We start from the raw sequence: 21,147 nt of genomic DNA on the forward strand, positions 1-21,147 counted from the left end.
CCAGGTCCGTGCGGGAGAACCGCGCTGTCGGCCATATTCGTCGACCGAGTAGTGACCGTGCGTCCCATGGGGAAGAGTGCAACGGGGTGCGATACGTCCAAGCCGTGAGCTGACTATGGGGGGCAGTGGGCTTGATCAAGCTTTTCGACCCGGCCGCGGAGACGGACCGGCCCGCGCAGACCGGCCGGAAGCCCGCACGCGGCACGGCTCGCCTCGACGAACAGGTCTACCTCTTCGACGACCGGACCGTCCTGGCCGTCAACGTCGCGCTGGCGTCCGGCCGTCCACTGCTCGTGCTCGGTCCGCCGGGCTCGGGAAAGTCGGCTCTCGCCCCGAACGTGGCCCGGCTGATGCACTTCCGCTACTACGCGGAGGTGGTCACCGCCCGCACCGAGCCGCATGACCTGCTCTGGCGCGAGGAGGCGTTCCGCCAGCTCAACGACGCCACGCGGGGCACGCTCGAGGATGCCGGTTCACGGTCCTACTTCCGGCCGGGCCCCCTGTGGAAGGCGCTCGATCCGGCCATGGACGAGGAGGGCGTGCCCGCACTGCGCGATCGGCCCGCCGTGGTCCTCATCGACGAGATCGACAAGGCTGACCCCGATGTCCCGGACGCCCTGCTCGATCCGCTCAACAACCTCCGCTTCGTGGGCCCGGACCGCAGGACGGTGACCGCGGCCGAGGGCACGGACGCACCCCTGGTGGTGATCACGAGCAACGAGGAACGGGAACTGTCCACCGCCTTCCTGCGCCGCTGCATCCTGCTGCGACTTCGCCCACCGGGCCGCGAACATCTCCTGAAGGTCGCCCGGTTGCACATGGGGGACGACTACGACGAGGCGCTCACCGTGGAGTTGGCCGACATGTTCGACCACGAGTCGGTGGGGACCCGGCCCGCGGCGAGCACCGCCGAGTTCCTGGACACCTTGCGGGCCTGCCACCAGATGGACCTGACCGCCGACTCTCCGGAATGGCGGGCGGTCGCGGGCCTCGCCATGGTGAAGGGCTCCCCCGACCCGTCGTCCTCCATATGAACCCGGGGAACCCGGCCCGGCTGGGCGATCTGCTGCGGACGGCCCGCGCCCTGCGGGTGTCCGACCCGGACGGCCTGGCCACCCTGGCAGCGGCCCTGGGACTCGCTCTTCCCTCCGCCGGCCCCGTCCCGTCCGCACGTGCCGGCACCCCGTCCGACCGTCCCGGCCGCCGTGCCGGGGGCACGGAGCGACCGCTCCGGGGCGACGGTACGACGGCCCGTACGTACCGCCCGGGGACCGCTGCCGGCTCGCCCGACCCGACCGGCACCCCGGGCGCACCGCCCGACCCCGCGCGGCGGGCCGACGCGGACCCCGCCGGCTCGGCGCCGTACGGCCGGACACCGGCCTCCCCCACCACGAGCCCGGGCGAGCAGGCCCCCGGCCCGGCCCCCCGCACGGCCACCGGGGGTTCACTGCTCCTGGTCCGTGCCGCACGTCCGGCGGCGAGCCAGGAGACGGAACCGCCGCTGTGGCGCGAACCCGCTCCGTCCGGTACCCCGGACGACGCCACCGAGGAACTCCTGGGTCGCACCGAGGCGTTCGACGTGCCCTGGCCGACGGCTCTGCCCCGGCCCGCCCCGCCGTGGAACCCGCGGACCGAGCGGGCCGTCTTCCTCGCGGTGGCCGCCACAGCCATGACCGGACGCGCGATCGACCACTCCCGGCTGGTGGGCCTGGTCGTGCGCGGCCTCGCCGGCGGCCAGGTCGACCGGCCGAAGGTGCCCTACCGGCAACGGTCCACCACCCGGGCAGGAGCACTGCTGCTGATCGACCGTGGTGAGTCGATGCGGCCGTTCCGGCACGACCAGGAGTGGATCGGCCGGCTCGCCGCCCGCATGCTGCCGCCGGGCGGGCTGCGCGTGCTGGACCTGCGCATCGCTCAGGGTGTCAGCCGCGACCGGGGGCGCACCTGGGAACCCCATCCGGTTCCGCCGCACGGGCAGCCGGTGCTCCTGCTGTCCGACCTCGGGCACCTGCAGCCGCCGGTGCCCGGCCGCCACCACTCCTCGCCGACCAGCTGGCTCCCCTATCTGCGACGGCTGCGAGCGGCGGGCAGCCCCGTCGTCTGTCTGACCCCCTACTCCGCCGAGGAGTACCCGGCGGCCGTACGACAGACGGTGGCGCTCGTTCCGCTGGACCGTCGGCTGTCCGTGAGGAGCGCGCAGACCGCGGCCCGCCGGGACCCACGGCGGGCCGGTCGGCCACGATGACCGCGGCACCCGAGCGCACCAGCGCGTACCGGCTGATCACGGAACAGCGCAGGCACCAGCCCGACGTGGTGCGGCTGGCCCGGTCGCTGTGCCTGGCCGCCCAGGCCGAGCCGCACTTCCTGCGCGGCGCCCGGCTTCGGTTCGTCCCGGACAGCAGCACCGGCCTGGAGGCCAGGCTGTGTTTCTCACCCCTGGTGGAGGCCGCCGACAGCCACGCCCTGGTGCTGTACCCGGAGGTGAGCGCGGAGCTGCGGCGGCAGCTGTCCGACCACGACCCGGATCTGCTGGGCTCGGTCCGCGACTTCACCGTCGCCACCCATCGCTGCGCGCCGCCCCTCGTCCGCGGTTTCGAGGAGCTGCTGTGGTCGGCGACCACCGGCCCGCGGCCCACCGACGCCGGCATCGAGCGGACGCTTACCCCCCTGTTCCGGCAGGTCCTCGCCGAGGGCGGCACAGCAGCCGAGGCCGGCCGATGGATCCTGCGGTTCCTCCCCCGACTGCCGGAAGCCGTACGGGAGTCGCCGCCCGCCTGGCGGCTGCAGGTGATGGCGGCGGAGCGGCTGGGCATGGAACCGCCGCGCGCTCTGGTGACGCGGGCCGACGCCGACGAGATCCGGGCGGTGCGGACGCTGGTCCACACCGAGGTGGACATCGGAGTCCGGGCCGTGGCGGACGGCCTGGTCATCAGCCGCCCTCCGGAACGGGACGCCCTGGTGTGCGGAGCCAGCGGTGCGGGCCGGGTCCGGTTGCGGCTGCGCGGCGCCCTGCCCGGCACCCAGTGGCACGAACTGGACCTGCACCACGGCGAACAGACCGCGCTGGACCTGAGCGTGGCTGCCGAGGCCCGCGCCGACGGCACGCTCCTGGCCGCGCAGACGGAGCTGGGCGGTGCCCTGCTGTGCGCGCGGGCGGGCCACCGGGCGGCGGCCGCGACGACGGCGGACGGCCGGACCGTGCTACGGATCGACGACGGCGAGTCCGTGCTCTCGGTCGAACTGCCCGACCGGCCACGGCTGCTCACGGTCGCCGACAACGGCCCCGCGGCCACGGCGGTGGTCAGTGGCAAGGGGCTGCACGTGGTGACGACGGCCGTGGACGGAACCGCCGACACCGTCCTGCACCCTCTGGCGGTGCAGCCGACGGCGGTGGGCTGGTCCCGGACGGCGGAACGCGGCGTGCTCTGCCTCGCCACGGGCGCCGACGTCCTGCTCGTCGACGACGGCGACCCCGACCGGACCCTGCGCATCCTCTCGCATCCGGCCCCGGTCGTACGGCTGTGGTGCTCGGTCCGCTCGGCCCTGGTGGCCGCGGCGGACGCGAGCGGCGCCGTGACGGTCCATCACCTGGCCTCGCCTTCCGACCCGGGGGCCGGCCGATGGCACGCGGGGACCGAGATCACCGCCCTGTGCGGCGATCCGCGGTCGGGGGCGGTGGTGTGGGGCACGGCGGACGGCCGCGTGTGGGCCGGGCCGGGTATGGGGGTGACGGGTTCCGCGGCGGGTGGATCCAAAGGGTCTGCCGAGCCCTCTACAGCCGGGTCCGGCGGTACGGCGGACCCTTCGTCCCGATCGGCCGGTGACGCCGCCGTGCTGGGCCTGCTGCCCGCGCCGGCGTCCTCACTCGCGCTGCTTCCCGAGACCGGTCTGGTCGTGGCCGCGGACGGGAGTGAGCGACTGCTGCGGTTGGGCTGGCCGGAGGGCGGGGCGGTCACGGCGGTGCCGATGCCTTTCCGGGTCCGGGAGGTCCATCCGGCGGCAGGCGGGCTGCTTCTCGTGTCGGGGCACGGCGGCGAGGTGGAGATCCGCGCGGAGGACGGCCGGAGCCATCTGCTCACCCCGGGACCGGTTGCCTCCCCGCCGGACGGAGCGGGGCCGGGCTGGCTCCGGGACAGTGTCGGGGTGGTCCTGCCGGCCCGCAACGCCGTGCTGCCACCAGGGATCCGGCGCTGGGGCATCGGACACATATGCCTGCCCGCCGCCCTGCCGGCGGACTCGGAGGAGTTCGCCGCGCTGCTGGCACGGGCCCGTGAGCTGGGGCTGCGCGTACTGGTGGAACTGGCACCCCCGGACGAGGACTCCCCGTACGGCGAACTGCTCAGGCGCGCCTGCGACCTGCTGGAGGAACCGATCGACGGACTCCGGCTCAGCGACACGGACCGGTGGCCCGCGTCGCTGCTCACCCGCCTGCGCCATCTGCTGGGCGCCTACCCGCAGGCGGCGCTGGTCACGACAACCACGGCCGCGACCCACCCCGACCCTCCCGGCCACCTCTGCCTGGGCCCCCCGCCCGACCCCGCGGCTGCCCCCGGCCCCCCTGCGCGATACCGCGCGTGGGCCCTCCCCTCGGATGTCGCAGATCCGCAGGCGGCTCTGTTGCTGGCGCTCCCGGGCTGTCACGAGGTGCCCGCCTCGGTCCTGGCTCCGGCCGGCCGGGCGCCTTCGGTGCTACGACCGTTGCTCGCGGCGCGCGCCAAACAGCTCGCTCTGCGAACCGGCGGAGTCGAGCGGGTGCCCGCCGGCGTCACCGGGGTGACCGCTGTCCGCAGGGACCACGCCGGGCAGACCGTCCTGTGCCTGACGAGCACGGTGGACGTTCCGGTCACCGCCCGGGTACCGCTGCCGGACGCGACCGCCGCGACCGGCGCGACCGAGCTGATCGAGATCGTCCACGACACCCCGGACCACCCGCCCGACGCGCCGCCACGGGTCCTGCGGCCCACCGGTGACGGGCTGGTCACGGTGGAGCTCGACGCGGGTCGCACCCGCTGGTTCCGGATCCGCACGGACACCCACCCGCCCCCGGACGAACCCACGGATCCCTTCGCCCCGCCCGCCCGCTGACGCGACACGGCCCCCTGCTAGGAGTCCCATGTCCGGTCCCCATGTCTTCCTCAGCCGCAGCGAGCCTCTCGGCTGCACCTGCAGCTGCTGGCCGGCCCGCCGCGCCATGGAGGAACTGCTGCACCAGGAGGGATGCGAACCGGTCGTCGTGGACCGGGAGTCGCTGGTTCCCGGGCAGGACTGGATGGCGGCCATCTCCGACGGCATGGGAAGCGCGCACGGCATGCTCCTGATCGTGTCGGATCACGCCCTGCGGTCCGAGCACGTGCAGAACGAACTGGCCATGGCGGAACTGCGCAACCGGCACGACGGTTTCCCGGTGATCCTGCTGATGCTGCCGGAAGTGACCCTGGACGCCCTGGAGAAGAGCGGGCTCGGTTCCCTCAGCCCGCACCGGCGGCAGATGGTGGAGTGGCCGGGCAAGGACGACCTCGAAGCCGTACGGCATGACATAAGACCCCAACTGGACCTGATGCGGGCCGAGTCGACGGGTGCCAAGGTGCACCACCGGGTGGTCCATCATCTGCGGGAGGTGGACGCGGAGAGCCTGAGCCGGGCCGGTGCGACGCTGGGTGTCCCTCTGGAGACCCTGTCCCCGCTGATGCGTCACCGACTCGCCTCGGGCCTGCTGGCCGAGCGCCCGAGCGAGCCCGAGGCCGATCCGCTGCGCGCGGCCCTCACCGAACTGCTGCCCCTGTCCGGCCCGGACGCCTCGCGGGAACTCATCCAGCTGAGCGTGACCCATGCCCGGGTACCCCTGGCCGAGGCGGCCCGAATGCGCGGGGTACTGGGCGCCGGCTCCCCCAGGGTCGCGGTGCTGCCGGCGCTCTCCATGGACACGGCACGCCGCTACATCCACCGGGCCAGTGAACTTCCGCTGCCCTGGGACCACTTCGTCGTCCCGCTGACCGCGGGCACCGGTGTCCTGGCCGATCTGGTGGAACGTATCGGCGAAGCACTCCGGGAGGAGTTCGACATCCACGACGAGGAGACCCTGCGGGAACACGAGCACGACTTCGGCCCGGTGGTCGTGATCATCCCGCATCCCCCGGACGCCGACCTGGTCAGAGCGCTCGACACGGCGTACCCCGGGGGGCTGCTGTTCCTGTTCGTGGTGGACGGCGAACTGCTCGGCGCCACCGGGACCCACACCCGCCTGGAGGGCCTGCCCGCCTGGCGGGAGGAGGAGATGAACCGGACGGTGCGGCGATTCGTGCGGCGGTACGGGACGACCGCGAGCAACTGACCTGACCGCCCCGGGGCGGTCAGGTCGTACGGTCGCATCAGGTCGGCGGCATCTCCAGGTCGAAGTCGATCCGCTTGCGGTCGCGCATCACCTGGACCGTGGGATGTTCCCGACCGAACTCCTGCTCCGCGTCGAACGTCACCCTTGTGAGGGTCTGCTCGGCGTCGTCGTCGCCCATCAGCATGCGGTCCAGAGCGACGTTGTACACCGCGCAGAGCACCCGCGGGTGATGGTCCCGGTAGAGGACGCGGTACGCCTCGTGCGTGTCCTCGTCCTCGGCCAGCGCCTCCTCGTAACGGCCCAGCTCGGACAGCACGCCGGCCCGGTTGGCCCGACAGGCCACAGTGGCAGGGTGAGAGGCGCCCAGCCGCTCGACGAGGCGCGGGAGGGTCTCGTCGGCGAGTTCCATCGCCTCCCCGATCTCTCCCCGGCTTCTGAGGATGGCCACAAGGTTGGTCGCGGCCGCCAGCGAGAACGGGTGTCCGGCTCCGAGGCGTTCCCGATAGCCGACGAGGTTCTGGCGCCCGCGTTTCTCCGCCTCCTCCCCCCTGGCCGGATCCGTCAGCGAGAGGGCGAGCAGGTCGCAGGCGAGGTTCGCCGTGCACGACATCGTGTCGGGGTGCGCTTCACCGTAGCGCTGCCGGTACACGTTCAGGGTGGAACGCGTCAGGGCCTCCGCCTCGACGTAGTGGCCGAGACGGCGCTGTGTCACCGCGAGGGACGCGTCCGTGCTCAGCACGTCGTCGGAGTTCTCGTCCTTCAGGACACCGGCGAACCGTTTGCGGATCTCGAAGAGCAGATCCAGGGCTCCCTGGTAGTCGCCCGTCTCCCGGCGGTCGAGGGCCGTGCTGACCGCGAAGGCCCAGGTGAGCCGGTGCTTGAGGCCCAGCGCCTGCCGTGCCCTCTGATAGGTCTCGGTGGCCCGCTCCAGGGCCTCGGCGGGCCTGCCCGCCAGAATGAGCGACACCCCGAGGTTGTGCGCGGCCCGAAGGGTGTCCTCGTGGTCGGGGCCGAAGTGCGGGCTGTTCTTGTAGAGCTCGTACGTCCTGGAGTCCTCGTCGTACGCCTCCTGGTAGCGGCCGAGGCCACGCAGGTCACCACCGTAGTTGCGGGCGGTCACCAGCGTGTATCCGTCGTCCTCACCGAGTTGCTGGCGCTGACGCCGCAGCGTGTCGGCGTCCAGTTCGTGGGCTTCCCGGTAACGGCCCAGGGAGCGCAGCGGGTTGGCCACCTGGGCGGCCAGCCGCAGCCTGAGGTGATGGTCCGCGCCGAGGGACTGTGTCCAGGCGTCGAGCGCCTTCTGGCCCAGTGCGGCGGCGGCCCGGTGGTCGCCGATCCGCCACTGGTTGCGTACCTGGCGGATGACCCACTCGCACACCCGCGCATCGGTGTTGGAAAGCGCCTCCGAGGGCTCCAGGTGGGGCAGCAGCTCTGCGAACCTCTGCCGGGCGGCATCGCTGTCCTCCTGGAAGGCGGCCGAAGGCAGCGCTCCCGCCAGCACCAGCTGTGCCTGACGCCGGGTCCGCTTCTCGCGTTCGGGATCCTCGCTCAGCCATTCCCGCACCGCGGCCTGGACCAGTCGGTGCACCTGGATGGATCCGCTCTGCTGGTCCACGGTTGCGAGCGCGTACCGGCCGAGGTCACGGATCAGGTACCCCATCACCATGGGGTCGAGCACCGACTCGTCCCCCGTCTCCTCGGCGAGCCGGTTCCGCATGGCGTCGCTGTAGAGCAGGGAGTGCGCGATCGGCTCGGGGGACAGGTAGGCACACAGTTCGAGAAGCCGGACCGCGGCGGGCCGTTCGTTGCCGAGCCGGTCGACAGTGAGCCGCCAGACCGCGAGGAGGGACTCCTGCTGACTGTCGCCGGCGCCTCCGGAGCCGTTGAGTACCGCGCTGACCTGGTTGTTGACCCGGTCGAGGTAGGTGTCCAAGGGCATGGCCGTCTGGCGCAGCCAGGCCGCCGCGATCTCCATGGCCATGGGGAAGTCACCGAGCGTGTCGGCGATCCGGTCGGCGTCCTCCACCGAGAGCCCGTCCACCCGGCGGCGCAGCAGGGCGATGCTCTCGGACCGGTGGAAGGCGTCGATCTCGACGGCGATCTGGTTCTCCTCGTGGGGAGAGCGCCGGGCGGTGAGAATGACGTGCCCCGGCCCCTCGGCTGGAAGGTACCGTTCCACCGTTGTGTCTCCCTCGTCACTGTGCGGGGTCTCTCCGTACGCGTCCTGGTTTTCGGTGACGTTGTCGAAAACCAGCAACCAGCGACCATACTCGCCGTTCTGGAGAGCGTTGATCGTCGCCTGGACACGTTCGTCGACCGTGTCACCCGGAATGCCCAGCTCCATCCCGAGCTCCGCCAGGAGCTGCGGAATCCGGTTGGGTTGTTCCGCCGGGATCCAGTGCACGAGGTCGTACTGGGAACCGTAACGGTGGACGTACTCCTGCGCGATCTGAGTTTTGCCAATTCCCCCCAAACCATACAAAAACACTTTCCCGACGGGCGTGTCCGCACGCAGCGAGTCGGCGCTCAGCTCGTACCGCAGCCGGTCCAGCTGTACGTCACGGCCGGTGAAGGCGTTGTTGCGGCGCGGCACGTTGAAGATCCGGGGAACCAGGCCCGGATAGGCGATGCCCTCGCCGAGGGCGGAGGACGGCACTTCCAGTTCGAGCAGGGCGAAAACCTGGTGGAGCACGTGCTGAGCGGGTACGTCCGCCAGGGTGAAACCGGGCAGTCCGCGCAGGGCCGGCTCCGGCTGATGCTCCCGGGTGCGCAGCCCGATGATCTTGGGCCCGTCGGGAGCCGCCGCCAGTGCACGCACCTCGTCGGCGACCGGCGTGGTGGCGAAGTCGGGCGAGAGCAGGGCGATGACCACGTCGGCGCCGTCCGCCGGGCCACCGGGCAGCGGTACCGACGGACTGCTGCCGTGCAGCGTCACAGCGATCCCCCCGCCCTGCAGCTGGGCCGCGATCCACTCCGCCCAGGCGCCGTCACGCAACGCGAAGTCGACCCGCACGCGCGGCACGATGCGGCCACCGGGCACCGGAACCCGCTGGAAGCGGGAGAGCAGTTGCCTGCGCACCGGCTCCTCCACCGGCCGCAGAGAGGTGACGCGACCGTCCGTGATCACGGACGTGAGGCGCTCGTAGGCGCCCAGCAGCGAGGCGGGCTGGCGAGGCGTGTCCGCGACGGTGGCCAGGACCTCCTCATAGGCGAAGAAAGGCTTGTAGGGGATCTCCACCGCACCCCAGTAGCCGTCGGGATCCACCGCCCTCGGCGTGTCCTTCAGGAACTCCTGGAAGCGATGCCGGGCATGTCCCCGGCTCACCGCCAGCTTCTCCTGCTCCGCGTCCTCCACCCGCATGGGCACGGGAAGGATCTTCACGTGCGGGGCGATCCGCCGTACGTCCGCGGCCACGCTGGCGCTGCCGTCCACCGACTGGGTGTTCAGGGTGAAGCAGTTGACCAGCACGTCCGGCATCAGCACCGTGGTGATGCCGGAGGTGTCGCTCCAGCCCGTACGGCTGTCGATCAGCGCGTAGTCGTAGTTGCTCCGCATGTCCTCGCGCAGGGCACGCAGGAACGCGGCACCGTCGCGCTGTTCGTAGAACCCCTTCCAGTCGTAGGTGTTGATGGTCTCGGAGTACTCGGGGGTCCTTCGCCCGGGAGAGACGAAGAGGACGTAACCGCCGCTGTCGAAGGACCACGTCAGGGCGGAGGCGTAGCGCTCCACGCGGGCCTGTCGGCTGTAGTCGCCCCCGGTCGGCCTCGGCCGGGAAAGGTCGAACCCGCGGATCAGGTCGATGACGCCCGGGGTGGAGCGAAGCTCCGGGTCGCCGAGGAAGGGAGCGAAGTAGCGGTGCAGCCCCGGAGCCTCCAGGTCCCAGTCCATGGCCAATACACGTTTTCCGTTGCTGGCCAGGATCCAAGCGACGTTCGCCAGGGCCATGGTGCGACCGGTTCCACCCTTGAAGGAGTAGAACGTGACGATCGTGCCGGACTCGCGGGCGCCGGCGTCACCCGAGTCGAACGTCATGAGGAATACCTTCCGAGCAGGGGAAACGTAGGGAGGCCTTCAGTCGGCGTTGCCGGCGGCTGAACGGCTTCCACTGACTTGAGCGCTTCGTTCTGAAGGCGGATGAGCACCTTGCGGAGAGAGGAGGTGAAACTCTCCGCGTCCAGCAGCTTCCAGCGTTCGTACTCGCTGTGCCGTCCCCGCATGCGAGGGAGCGTGCGGTCCAGGAGATCGTCGAGGGTGTCAGCCCATTCGGCCGACTCGGTGTCGTCGCGGGCCCTCGGTTCGAGCGCGGTGGTCGCATCGGGGTTGCGCTCGTCGACGGCCGCCAGAAGCCGGTGTTCCTCCCGCCGCATCGCCACCCACGCGTCAACAAGCAGCACGACGAGTTGCTCGGCGTCCTGTGTCCCGACGATCCGGTCGACGGTCTCCTCGTCCAGCGGCAGCACGGTCGCGGTGAAGTCCAGCGCGGTGGCGGTGTTCTTCACCAGGGAGACCAGGGCCTCGTGTTCCCCCGGCGCGTAGGGAGACCAGTCAAGGGCCGTCTTCCCGTAGTACTGGAGCGAGCGCCGTTCGTCGGACACGTCGTCCTTGGCCGTGGACGCGACGACGAAACGGACCTCCTGGCTGCCTACGTGCGCGGGCGCGCCCATGGGCGAATGGCTCCCGGTCGCGTCGAATCCATGGACCTCGGGCAGCTGTTCGGCGGCCGCGACGATCCGGTCGGCGACGGCCCCCAGCACTTCCTCGTACTCGGACCGGTAGCGCGCCTTCAGCCGCAGCAGATGCAGCAGCCCGTCACGCCGGTAGGCCTCCGACCGCACACCGAGGGGCTGGTACGGGCCGACGGCCTCCAGGGAGTGCGTGAGGTCGGGCTCCCACGTGACGGCGACGACCGCGTCGGCACTGCGGCCGGTCCGGGACCGCTGCATGTTGAGTCGGCGCTGGAAGTAGGACAGCTCGGCCCGGCAGTACGACTGGCTGAAATACCGCGGTGAGTGCAGCACGACGAGGACGGTGGACCGGCCCAGCAGGTCCACCGACACATCGGCCGACTGCGGCTTCCCACGGACGCCCACGGCCTCCGGGGAGCGTCCGGTCCGCCGAGCGACGAGCTGGCAGAGGTCGTGAAAGAACGACGCGACCCACTCCTCGTCGACGGTGCGAACGTGACTCAAGTAGAAGTGGCTCACGATGGCTGCTCCCGTAGGGCGACGCGGTCCCGGGACGAGCCGGATCGGGCGACGGGCCGAGAGGGTGCGGCGCACAGGTCGTGCGACGCGTCACCACCGGCCCCACCACGTCGATGTTTGTTCCGGACATGGCGAAAATCTGGTGGCGTGCCTGCGCCCCGCGCTCTCGCCGCTCCCCGGGCGTTCGCGGCTTTCCGCTGTGCCATCGTCTTTCCGCCGTGCCACCGCGTCCTCATGTATCAGCTCGCCCCCGGTGTCGTCTCGTCGACAGTCTTCTCCCGGCACCCGGCTGAGCCCACAGCTAAGCCCGCCCCGCCCTGTTCGGACGAGGACACTCCGCGCCTTCGAACGACGTCCGGCGTTTCCCGCGATACCACCCGATGGTGTGAGGGGCGGTTGGGGCGAACGGAGGCGAACGTGCGCGGGGAAAAGCCACAGCGCGCCGACTCGTCCGCCATGACCGAGACGAAGTGCGCCCCCATGGGCGTGAGCGCGGGATGGGCCTGGAGGATCCGCAGAGCGTCCATGACCTGTGCGCCGTAGTGGTGCAACCGGGCCCGCGCCGCACGGGCCCCCGCGCCGCTCAGTTCCTGCCCGCGTCGGCGCCAGAATTCCAGAAGGGCCAGATGTGCATGGGTTCCCGTGAGCATCGCGCCGACCGGCCGGGGGTCCTTGCGCCAGCCGACACGCTGCAGTGTGCGATCCTCCGGATCCGCGAGATCGGTCAGATCGGCGAGGGCTCCGAAGGCGATGTGCGCGCTCTCGTGCACCACGGTCTCGGCCAACCGCACCGGGTCGGCGGCGAAGGAGGCCGCGATCGCCCCGTACGCCTCCCGCGCGGAGGAACTCACACCCCGCCCGGTCCGCGGAGGCCGCAGCGGCACCAGCGCCGTCCACAGCCAGGCGCAGGCGGCGGCACGCTCCGGCACCAGGCGGGTCACCACCTGCCAGGCCGAGGCCACCACCGTCTGCCAGGCACGCAGTTCCCCGGCCGTCTGACCGGGCGACACGGGATGGCCGTGCGCGTCCCGGTAGGGATCGGCGTCCTCCAGGACCACTGACAACGGCGGCGCGCCTCCGAGGGCACCGACGGTGATACGGCGCGGGCCCTCCCAGGTCATGTCATGGGCCGCCGGCCCGCCCCGCTCCCCGATGGCCGTCGACCGCCCGCCCAGGTCCAGTACGTCACCTCGCAGGCATGCCTCGGCCGCGCCGCCCGCCAACCGGACGACCCCCAGCGTGGGCAGCCAGACGAGCGAGCCCGGTGCCGGGAGGGTGAGGTGCGGGCGCAGTCCGGCGCGTAACGCGGCCGCGGCCGCCACTCCCGGGAGCCGGTCGAGGTCCGCGCCCGCCCGGGCGGCGGGGCACGCATCGTTCAGGGCTCGCAGACACCGGCCCAGCCATACGCCGACATGGGGATGGAGGAGTACGTCCTCGAAAGCGCCGACGTCCGCTCTGCGGGCCCGGTTGCACAGCTCCCAGGCCGCCGCGCCCCGCGCCTCCCAGAATTCCGGCGCACTGCCGCGGGCCGCCTCGGCCACGCTCATCAGCATCAGCAGGCGTCGCGAGACCTGCCCGTCCCGTAGGACCCGAAGGGCGGCCGGGGACGGGTGACAGACAGCCAGACTCGCGAAGTCGTCTGCGGTCATCCGCAAAGTCGCCGGGGCCGTCACGAGGCACTCCCCAGCAGGGCGCCGGCATCGGCCAGGACGCGGTCCCGGATATGAGTGACGAGAACGCGCAGGTCGGCGCAGTAGACGCTGGGGTTGGCAAAGCCGTTTCCGGGGCTGAAGCGGTGCGCGCGCAGTCCGCCGCCGCACAGGCGCACGACCTCACAACCGCGGCAGACGTCGGCGAGGGCCGCCAGGCCCCCGCGGCGGGCCTCGGCCACGACCGGGTGCCGCGCCACGGTGTCGAAGTCGTGAGCGAAGATGTCGACGCCGGTGGCGGCACCGCCGTTCCGGGTCGCCTTGAGCGAGTCGGACAGCTCGATCGTGCCGTCGCTCTCGACCACGAGGAAATCCGTGTCGGCCAGTCCCGTGCTCTCCGACCGGACGTGACCGCCGAGCGCGAGGTCCATCAGGTCCTCGAACAGACGGATCCTGGTCTCCTGACGCGGCGCGGCGTACCACCTTTCGAACACCGCCAGAAGCCAGTTCGCGTACGGCGTTCGATTCGGATCGTGGCCGGGCGGAGGATGCTCCCAGGTGGCGTGCGGCAGCAGGAAGTTGACGGCCGGCGGTTCGTGCGCAAGAAGCGCCTCGAAGACCTGGAGCGGCGGATGGTCGATGTCGACCGTGCACAACAGGCCCGCGAACAGCGCCTTGTTCTCGGGCCTCGCCAAGAGTTCCAATCCCCTCTGGACGGAGTCGTAGCTGCTCCGTCCGTTCCTGGCACGCCTGTGACGGTCGTTGGTCGCACGACTGCCGTCGAGGCTGACGCCCACCGACACCCCGTGTCGGCGGAACAGGTCCATCCATGGGGGATTCAGAAGTGTCCCATTGCTCTGAAGGGAAATATCACACTCAGCCGTGCCGCGCAGCTCCCGCGTCAGGACTTCCAGAAGATGTTCGATTCGAGACAGGCCGGCGAGCAACGGCTCACCCCCGTGCAGCGTCACCCGGACCCGGGGCAGGGCGTGACGTCGGGCGTGCTCGGCTATGCGGCGGGCCAGTTGATCCGCGGTCCCGTCCGCCATGACGGCCGGCTTGTCCCGCCAGGTGCGGTCGCGCAGCTCGTAGACGTAGCAGTAGTCACACGCCAGGTTGCATGGCTGAGCAACCTTGACTATCCACTCGACGAAGGGGTTCGCATCACGCACGTGCCACCTCCTGCCACGGGCCTCCGCTGCCTACGTACCCAAGTCAGAGCGCCGACTGGAACATGGACACATCCCCTGCGCGGTGGTGCTCCAAAGTGTCCCGCCGAACCCGCTGAATGGATCGGCCGAGGGCGTTTTTGGGCAACTCGTCCATATCTACGTCTGCGGAACCGCTGAGGTTCACCACGTCGAAGTCGAACTCCACGTCAGTTCCTGACGTCTCCATGAACCCCCCGTGTCGCTAGCCCCCGCGGACCCCGGCCGTGGTCCCGGACTCCGTGGATGTCAACATGCGTCGGGCCGCAACCGGGCGCCCGGACGCCGAGTTGCGGAAAAGGTGGCGCTGTGCAGTTCTCGTTTCAGGGAAGCACACAGATCAACCGACGACCAGCGCGCAGAGGCCGTTCGCTCGTGTGCGGCTTGATCTCGACGGCAGTGGCCTCAAGTCCTCCCTGGAAGCCGTGCGTTGTCACCGGTGCGGCTCACGTCACCACGAGTCTTCCCCTCTTCACGGCGAGGTGACCCATGGCGACAACCAGACCTGGGCAAAACCCAGCGGCGCCCCTGCTGGTGGCCACCGTCAGTCATGCCGAACGCGGCCCACGGTCTCGTCCAGCGGGGAGAAGCGGCCCGCTGCCCGGATCGGCTCGTGCTTGGGGGAACCGGCACCGGTCAGGATCCAGAGGTCGCCACCCGGTTCGGGGCGGGCAGAGCATGAGGACCGAGGATCACGCCCGTAAAGGCCAGAAGGGAGGCACCAAGCCGCTCCCTCTCCGATAGTCTCCCCGCGCCAAGATCACCGAGCCGGAAGCCGGATTCGGGTCGACTGCGCGACGGGGTACGGGACTTCGAGGCTCACGTCGTCTCACGGACTGGAGAACACCATGCCCGGATGGGCCGTTATGCGAGCCCTCGGTCTGGCAGAGATTTCCCATTACACCGTCTGCCGTGAACTCGAGGGGACCGAAACCGAAGCCCTGGCCGGGATGCTGCGCATCATCGACACCTTTGAAGAGGCTGCCACCGCAGCAGGGCGTCGACGCCAGAGGAGACAGGTCTTCCGCGTCTCTGAACGCAGCTACTTTGTGCGCGTCGAAAAGAGGATGTCTACCAAGGAGGCTCACTTCATGCTCGCTGAACTCGTGGCAGACACCCACGACGACGATCTTCCCGACACCGCCGCCGACCTGACGGCGGAGCCGTGAATCCTGGCCGCAGGTTGGCCGCACGCGCTGGTCAGAGGTGGGACACCGGCGAGCCAGGGTGAGACACGGCCACGCCGAAGGGGTGCCACTCCGGAGAGTGGCACCCCTTCTGACCTGCAAGCTTCTGACCTGCGATGCGGTGGGTGTGGGATTTGAACCCACGATGACATCGCTGCCACGACGGTTTTCAAGACCTTTCGCCGATCAAGAGCGGTGAGGTCTCCGCCGCAGGTCAAACGGGTACGAGTGCGTCTGCCAAGCCGTCGTCATCATCGTCGTGCCCGCTACGTGCCCCACGGTCGAGATCGTGCCCGTTGACCCACGCATCCGAGGCTTCGGCCACCTGGTCATCACGACCGGCGACCGGGCGGGCATAGTGCCGAGTGGTCACGCTCGCGTTCGAGTGCCCGAGGCGGTGCGCGGCCGTCATGACACCGTACTTGTCGGCGACCCAAGTCCCGTGCGAGGCCCGGAGATCGTGTGAGGTCACGCCGGTCAGACCGGCAGACTGCCCGACTCGCCGGAAGCTTACGGGGCCATGATCACTCGCCCCATGGCAGCTCCCGCCCAAAGTCGTTCCGCCGACCTTGCGTGATCGCTAGTGTGCAGATCACCGACACGGGAGGTCTCATGGCTGACTACGCCACGCACGCTCAGAGGGCCCACGAGTTGCTCGCCGGGATGAATCCCAGAGTGATCAGCGGGAAATTCGCCTCACCCGAGAGCGCCATAGCAGCCGCTCAGGTTGAGGCACTTCTGGCCCTTGCTGCAGCGGTAGCCAAGCTGGGAACAGCCGACGTCCCCAGGTGAGCCGATAGACGTGCCCCTCGCGTGCCCGATCGTGCGGGGTACACCGGGGAACCGCAGGCACTCACGGTCAGCGTTCACGACGACGGCCCCCGACCGATTTACCTGGTCAGGGGCCGTTCACCTGCGGTGGGTGTGGGATTTGAACCCACGGTGACTCGCGCCACGACGGTTTTCAAGACCGTTCCCTTAGGCCGCTCGGGCAACCCACCCCGCGCCACCGGTGATCGCGGCGCGGGGACCAGAGTAACGGGTCGGGGCGGGCGGGTGGGGGTCAGCTGTCGCCCGTGCGGGAGCCCAGGGTGAGATCGACCGTGTGGGTCCGGCCGTCGCGCTCGTAGGTGATCTTGACCTTGTCGCCCGGCTTGTGGGTCCAGATCTCGCCGATGAGGGTGGGGCCGGAGTCGATGACGTGGTCGTCCAGCTTGGTGATGACGTCGCCGGGCTTGAGACCGGCCTTGGCGGCGGGGCCGCCCGCCTCGACCGAGGCGGAGCCGCCGGCGCCCTCGGTGGTGATCTTCGCGCCGCCCGAGGAGTCCTCCAGGGAGACGGACGCGCCGATCTTGGCGTAGACCGGCTTGCCGGTCTGGATCAGCTGCTGGGCGACGTACTTGGCCTGGTTGATCGGGATGGCGAAGCCGAGGCCGATCGAGCCGGACTGGCTGGTGCCGCCGAGGCCGCCGCTGCCGGTGGACTGGATGGCCGAGTTGATGCCGATCACATTGCCGTGCGCGTCAAGGAGGGGGCCTCCCGAATTGCCCGGGTTGATCGACGCGTCCGTCTGCAGCGCGCTCATGTAGGAGGCGTTGCTGCCGCTGCCGTCGCTGGAGGCCACCGGGCGGTTCTTCGCGCTGATGATGCCCGTCGTGACGGTGTTCGACAGGCCGAAGGGGGCACCGATCGCGATCGTGGAGTCGCCGACCGCCACCTGGTCGGAGTTGCCCAGGGTGAGCGGCTCGAGGTCGCCCGGCGCGTTCTTGAGCTTGATGACCGCCACGTCGTAGCCCTGCGCGTGACCGACCACCTCGGCGTTGTACTTCTTGCCGTCCGGGAAGGTGGCGGTCAGCTTGCCGCCGTCGACCGCGTCGGCGACCACGTGGTTGTTGGTGACGATGTGGCCCTGCTTGTCGAAGACGAACCCGGTTCCGGTGCCGCCCTCGCCGCTGGTGGACTCGGCCTCGATGGTGACCGTGCTGGGCAGGGCCTTTTGCACCACGCCGGCGACGGTGCCCGCGTCACGCTTGACGCTGCCGCCGCTGTCGGAGGCGGACAGGGTCGTGGAGGAGCCGTCGTCGTTGTTCTTGGCCAGGGTGTAGCCGAGACCGCCGCCGAGACCGCCCGCGACCAGCGCGGCCACCAGGATCGCGGCGACGAGACCACCGCGGCCGTTCTTCGGCTTCGGTGCGGGCTGCTGGTAGCCCGCACCCCAGACACCCGTCGGACCGGCGCCGCCCGCACCACCGTCGTACGACGGGGTGTGCGGACCCTGCGGCGGCTGCGGGGGCGGCCAGGCGCCCTCGGGACCGCCCGCGCCGCCGTGCGGCCGGCCCTCCGCCGAGGCATACGCCGGAGCCGGCCCCGCGTGCACGAGTTCCGGGCCCTGGGCACCACCGGGGGCGGCGTGCTGCGGGGCCGGGGTGGCGGCGGCGCCCGTCTCGGGGGCCTGGGGTGCCGAAGCCGCGGGAGCGTCCACCGGCACGGGGGGTGCGGACGGGGCGGGGGGTACCGCGGTGCCCTCGTTCTCGGTGCTCACAGCTTCTCTCCTCGGTCCACGGCTGTCGATTGTCGGTCGCACTCGGTCACGCCCGGCCAGGCCGCATTCGTGTCCGGCGTGCGTCAGCTGTGCATGTCCTTTTGTATGCCGTCAGCTTTTCCCACAGGCCGTCAGGGCACCATAAGCGGTGCCTGTGCGTCCGCGGCTGCTCTTTATATAGGCCATGCAAGACAAATGAGGCGCAATCCATATGCCTCCGTTCGCACGCGTACCCCCGAGCGGTGGCACCATGACGCGGTGACCCACGCACGGCAGCAGCTGACTCAAGTCGTCGCCCACCGCGGAGCCTCGGAAGACGCTCCCGAGCACACTCTCGCCGCCTACCGGAAGGCGATCGAGGACGGTGCGGACGCCCTCGAATGCGATGTACGCCTCACCGCCGACGGTCATCTCGTGTGCGTCCACGACCGACGGGTCAACCGTACGTCCAACGGACGCGGCGCGGTCTCGGCCCTGGAACTCGCCGACCTCGCCGCACTCGACTTCGGCTCGCGCAGGACCCGGGAGTTCTGGCGCACCAAAGACGAGGAGCCGGACTGGGTGTACCGGCCCGAGGACCGGGAGGACACCTCCGTGCTCACCCTGGAGCGGCTGCTCGAACTCGTCGCCGACGCGGGGCGGCGGGTGGAGATGGCCATCGAGACCAAGCACCCGACGCGCTGGGCCGGCCAGGTCGAGGAGCGGCTGCTCGAGCTGCTGAAGCGGTTCGGCCTGGACGCTCCCGCCTCCGCCGCCGAGTCGCCGATCAGGGTCATGAGTTTCTCGGCCCGGTCGCTGCATCGCGTGCGTGCCGCCTCGCCGACCCTGCCGACGGTCTATCTGCTCCAGTTCGTCTCACCGCGGCTGCGGGACGGCCGGCTGCCGGCGGGCGTGCGGATCGCGGGTCCCTCGATCCGGATCGTGCGCAATCACCCCGGCTACATCGAGCGCCTGAAGCGGGCGGGCCACCAGGTGCACGTGTGGACCGTGAACGAGCCCGAGGACGTGGACCTCTGCGTCGAGTTGGGCGTCGACGCCATCATCACCAACCGCCCGCGCGCGGTGCTCGACCGGCTGGGCCGCTGACGTCGCCTCTGTCACAGGGTGTGCCCCGGCGCGTTCGGTGCGTGTTCGATCGTTACGAATGCGTCGGCGGAACGTGAGTGGCCGGTTTCCGGTACAGGCCAATGGGGCATCCACACCGTGGCGTGGGGCGAAGGAGGTCTCGGGGGTGGCGTTTGTGGTGGCACAGGAGGTGCCCACGTCGTCGAGCATGGCCGTACCCCATGGCCCTGCGGGCGTGGGGGAAGCGAGACACCGTATGCGCGTGCAACTGCGCAGCGGTGGCGTGGCGGAATCGGTCATCGACGACGCCGTTCTGATTCTTTCCGAACTCTTGAGCAACGCGTGCAAGCACGGCCGGCCGCTGGGCGACGCCCTGGCCGGGGACGGTGACGTCCGCGCCGCCTGGCGGGTGGACGGCACCGGCAGGCTCACGGTCGAGGTGACGGACGGCGGTGGGCCCACCCGCCCGGCTCCTGCCACGCCCTCGGTCACCGCACACGGCGGCCGTGGGCTCAACATCATCACCGCGCTGGCCGACGACTGGGGCGTCAGGGACGACGCCCGGGGCGAGGTCACGGTCTGGGTGATCGTCCACTCGGACGTTCACGACCCGGACGCCGGGTGCCGCCGCAACGACTTCGCGACCCGTGTCGTGGCCCCGTCGGTCGCGATACCCGACCTGGACTTCTCGGACGCGTTCGACGACCTCGACTGAGGCGCCCCGGACGGAGTGTCCGTGCGGGACACCCCGGTGGTTGCCCAGAGGTTCGTTGTCCACAGGCTCGTTGTCCACAGGCTCGTTGTCCACAGGCTCCCGTCGGCCAGGTCGCGAGCGGCTAGGCTCGCGCCCGTACGAGACGAGCCGTAACCGGGAGACAGCCACGATGGCCAAGAAGCGACCCCAGACGAAGGCCAAGCGCCCGCAGAGCACGGACGGCGCCGGCGCCGTCGGGGCTGATGGTCGGATTCCGGTCGTCGGCGCCCGCGAACCCTGCCCGTGCGGAAGCGGCCGCCGCTACAAGGCCTGCCACGGCCGGGCCGCCGCGCAGGCCGCGACCGAGCTGGTGCACCGTCCCTTCGAGGGCCTCGCGGGTGAGGGCGACTGGGTTGCCCTGCGCGAGCTGGTCCCCGCCGCCACGGTCGAACTGACCCTCAAGAGCGGCCTGCCCGAGGGCGTCCCGTCGGTCACGCTGGCCACGGTCCTGCCGATGGCCTGGCCCGCCCTGCGCCGCGACGACGGCTCGGTCCTGCTCGGTCTGCAGAACGACACGGCGTCCGGCGACATCAGCCGCGATCTCGCCGACACCCTCCAGCGCGCGCTCACGGCAACTCCGGGCACCCCGGTCGAGGGCCGGCGCGCTCCCGCCGACGGCCCGCGACTGCAGGACCTGCTCGATCCCGAAGGCACGTTCGAGCCAGTTGTGCACGAGGGCTTCGAGTTCTGGGTCCCGGACGCGGAGAACGCCACGCCCGAGGTGACCGCCTCCCTGGAGCGGGCCAACGCCGCGGCCATCCCGACCGTCCGGCTGACCGGAGTCGACGCCGCCTACTGGTGCGAGACGCCGGACAAGAACCACCTGCGCTGGGTGATGCCGCATCCCGAGGAGCAACTTCTGGACGCGCTCGCGCGACTGCACGCGGCCGGCAGGTCGAGCCTCGGCGAGGGCACCCGGCTCGTCGGATCCTTCCGTGCCCACGGCCTCACCGTCCCGGTCTGGGACCTGCCGAGCGGGGTCACCGCGGAGGACATCGAGAAGCCGGCCGCCGAGTTCGCCGAGCGCCTCGCGGGCGCCCTGGCCACGGACGCACCGCTGACGGCCGACGAGCGCCGCGCCCGCGGCGGCCTCACCAACCGCCAGGTCACGCTGAGTTGACGGAACCGGGTGGGCGGGGCGGCCGGTCCGGCCCCCCCAACAATCAACGAAAGGCCCCCCGCCTTCACAAAAAACCACCGGCGAAG

At 70.9% G+C, this 21,147-nt stretch carries 15 protein-coding genes, 1 tRNA gene and 1 pseudogene; 9 read left to right on the top strand and 8 right to left on the bottom strand.

What is annotated here, in order from left to right; genetic code table 11:
• Window positions 1-125: 125 nt before the first annotated feature.
• From ACFVYN_RS28965 to ACFVYN_RS28980, 4 genes are read left to right on the top strand one after another with little or no spacing between them, the layout of a single operon-like run.
• The gene (locus ACFVYN_RS28965; protein WP_390003530.1) at window positions 126-1,034 is read left to right on the top strand and encodes an AAA family ATPase; all 909 of its coding nucleotides are present in this window, start codon (window positions 126-128) and stop codon (window positions 1,032-1,034) included.
• Window positions 1,031-2,245, top strand: coding sequence for a hypothetical protein (locus ACFVYN_RS28970; RefSeq protein WP_390003533.1), 1,215 nt, complete (start codon window positions 1,031-1,033; stop codon window positions 2,243-2,245). Before ACFVYN_RS28965 ends, ACFVYN_RS28970 begins: the two co-directional genes overlap by 4 nt.
• Window positions 2,242-5,085 carry a hypothetical protein gene (locus ACFVYN_RS28975; RefSeq protein ID WP_390003536.1) on the top strand — a complete coding sequence of 948 codons (2,844 nt, stop codon included), beginning with the start codon at window positions 2,242-2,244 and terminating at the stop codon, window positions 5,083-5,085. The genes ACFVYN_RS28970 and ACFVYN_RS28975 overlap by 4 nt, the downstream gene beginning before the upstream one ends.
• Before the next feature lie 28 nt (window positions 5,086-5,113).
• On the top strand, window positions 5,114-6,331 hold the full coding sequence (locus ACFVYN_RS28980; protein ID WP_390003539.1) for a toll/interleukin-1 receptor domain-containing protein: 1,218 nt from the start codon (window positions 5,114-5,116) through the stop codon (window positions 6,329-6,331).
• Window positions 6,332-6,368: 37 nt separating this feature from the next.
• On the opposite strand, the gene fxsT is transcribed toward ACFVYN_RS28980, so the two are convergent.
• The 5 genes from fxsT to fxsA form a co-directional block, all read right to left on the bottom strand.
• A complete protein-coding gene (gene fxsT / locus ACFVYN_RS28985; RefSeq protein WP_390003542.1) occupies window positions 6,369-10,364 on the bottom strand; it encodes an FxSxx-COOH system tetratricopeptide repeat protein in 3,996 nt (1,331 codons plus the stop codon).
• Entirely contained in the window at window positions 10,361-11,536 is a 1,176-nt protein-coding gene (gene fsxC / locus ACFVYN_RS28990) for an FxsC protein (RefSeq protein ID WP_390003545.1), read from the bottom strand. Before fsxC ends, fxsT begins: the two co-directional genes overlap by 4 nt.
• Before the next feature lie 239 nt (window positions 11,537-11,775).
• Window positions 11,776-13,185 (bottom strand): aKG-HExxH-type peptide beta-hydroxylase, encoded by a 1,410-nt coding sequence (locus ACFVYN_RS28995; protein ID WP_390003547.1) that lies wholly within the window; start codon window positions 13,183-13,185, stop codon window positions 11,776-11,778.
• Window positions 13,186-13,205: 20 nt separating this feature from the next.
• Complete coding sequence (locus ACFVYN_RS29000; RefSeq protein ID WP_390003549.1) at window positions 13,206-14,357, bottom strand: FxsB family cyclophane-forming radical SAM/SPASM peptide maturase; 1,152 nt, start codon at window positions 14,355-14,357, stop codon at window positions 13,206-13,208.
• A 43-nt stretch (window positions 14,358-14,400) separates the two neighbouring features.
• Window positions 14,401-14,562 (bottom strand): FxSxx-COOH cyclophane-containing RiPP peptide, encoded by a 162-nt coding sequence (gene fxsA / locus ACFVYN_RS29005; protein WP_390003551.1) that lies wholly within the window; start codon window positions 14,560-14,562, stop codon window positions 14,401-14,403.
• Between the two features lie 679 nt (window positions 14,563-15,241).
• Here fxsA and ACFVYN_RS29010 point away from each other — a divergent pair.
• Window positions 15,242-15,562: a hypothetical protein gene (locus ACFVYN_RS29010; RefSeq protein ID WP_390003554.1), complete on the top strand. Its 321-nt coding sequence runs from the start codon at window positions 15,242-15,244 to the stop codon at window positions 15,560-15,562.
• A gap of 232 nt (window positions 15,563-15,794) precedes the next feature.
• On the opposite strand, the pseudogene ACFVYN_RS29015 reads toward ACFVYN_RS29010, so the two are convergent.
• Window positions 15,795-16,139 (bottom strand): annotated as a pseudogene (locus ACFVYN_RS29015) (tyrosine-type recombinase/integrase); the annotation flags it as partial.
• 53 nt (window positions 16,140-16,192) lie between these two features.
• Here ACFVYN_RS29015 and ACFVYN_RS29020 point away from each other — a divergent pair.
• Window positions 16,193-16,372, top strand: a complete 180-nt coding sequence (locus ACFVYN_RS29020; protein WP_390003556.1) for a hypothetical protein — start codon at window positions 16,193-16,195, stop codon at window positions 16,370-16,372.
• Between the two features lie 124 nt (window positions 16,373-16,496).
• Here the strand turns inward: ACFVYN_RS29020 and ACFVYN_RS29025 are convergent.
• Window positions 16,497-16,581, bottom strand: a tRNA-Ser gene (locus tag ACFVYN_RS29025).
• A 62-nt stretch (window positions 16,582-16,643) separates the two neighbouring features.
• Window positions 16,644-18,122 (bottom strand): S1C family serine protease, encoded by a 1,479-nt coding sequence (locus ACFVYN_RS29030; protein ID WP_390003558.1) that lies wholly within the window; start codon window positions 18,120-18,122, stop codon window positions 16,644-16,646.
• Window positions 18,123-18,380: 258 nt separating this feature from the next.
• Here ACFVYN_RS29030 and ACFVYN_RS29035 point away from each other — a divergent pair, with 258 nt between their 5' ends.
• The 3 genes from ACFVYN_RS29035 (at window position 18,381) to ACFVYN_RS29045 (ending at window position 21,061) form a co-directional block, all read left to right on the top strand.
• Complete coding sequence (locus ACFVYN_RS29035) at window positions 18,381-19,208, top strand: glycerophosphodiester phosphodiesterase (RefSeq protein ID WP_390003560.1); 828 nt, start codon at window positions 18,381-18,383, stop codon at window positions 19,206-19,208.
• Window positions 19,209-19,266: 58 nt separating this feature from the next.
• Window positions 19,267-19,902 carry an ATP-binding protein gene (locus ACFVYN_RS29040; RefSeq protein ID WP_390003562.1) on the top strand — a complete coding sequence of 212 codons (636 nt, stop codon included), beginning with the start codon at window positions 19,267-19,269 and terminating at the stop codon, window positions 19,900-19,902.
• Window positions 19,903-20,071: 169 nt separating this feature from the next.
• Window positions 20,072-21,061: a DUF5926 family protein gene (locus ACFVYN_RS29045; RefSeq protein WP_390003565.1), complete on the top strand. Its 990-nt coding sequence runs from the start codon at window positions 20,072-20,074 to the stop codon at window positions 21,059-21,061.
• Window positions 21,062-21,147 lie beyond the last annotated feature (86 nt).

The sequence above is a fragment of the Streptomyces sp. NPDC058307 genome (assembly GCF_042880295.1).
Classification (GTDB): Bacteria; Actinomycetota; Actinomycetes; order Streptomycetales; family Streptomycetaceae; genus Streptomyces.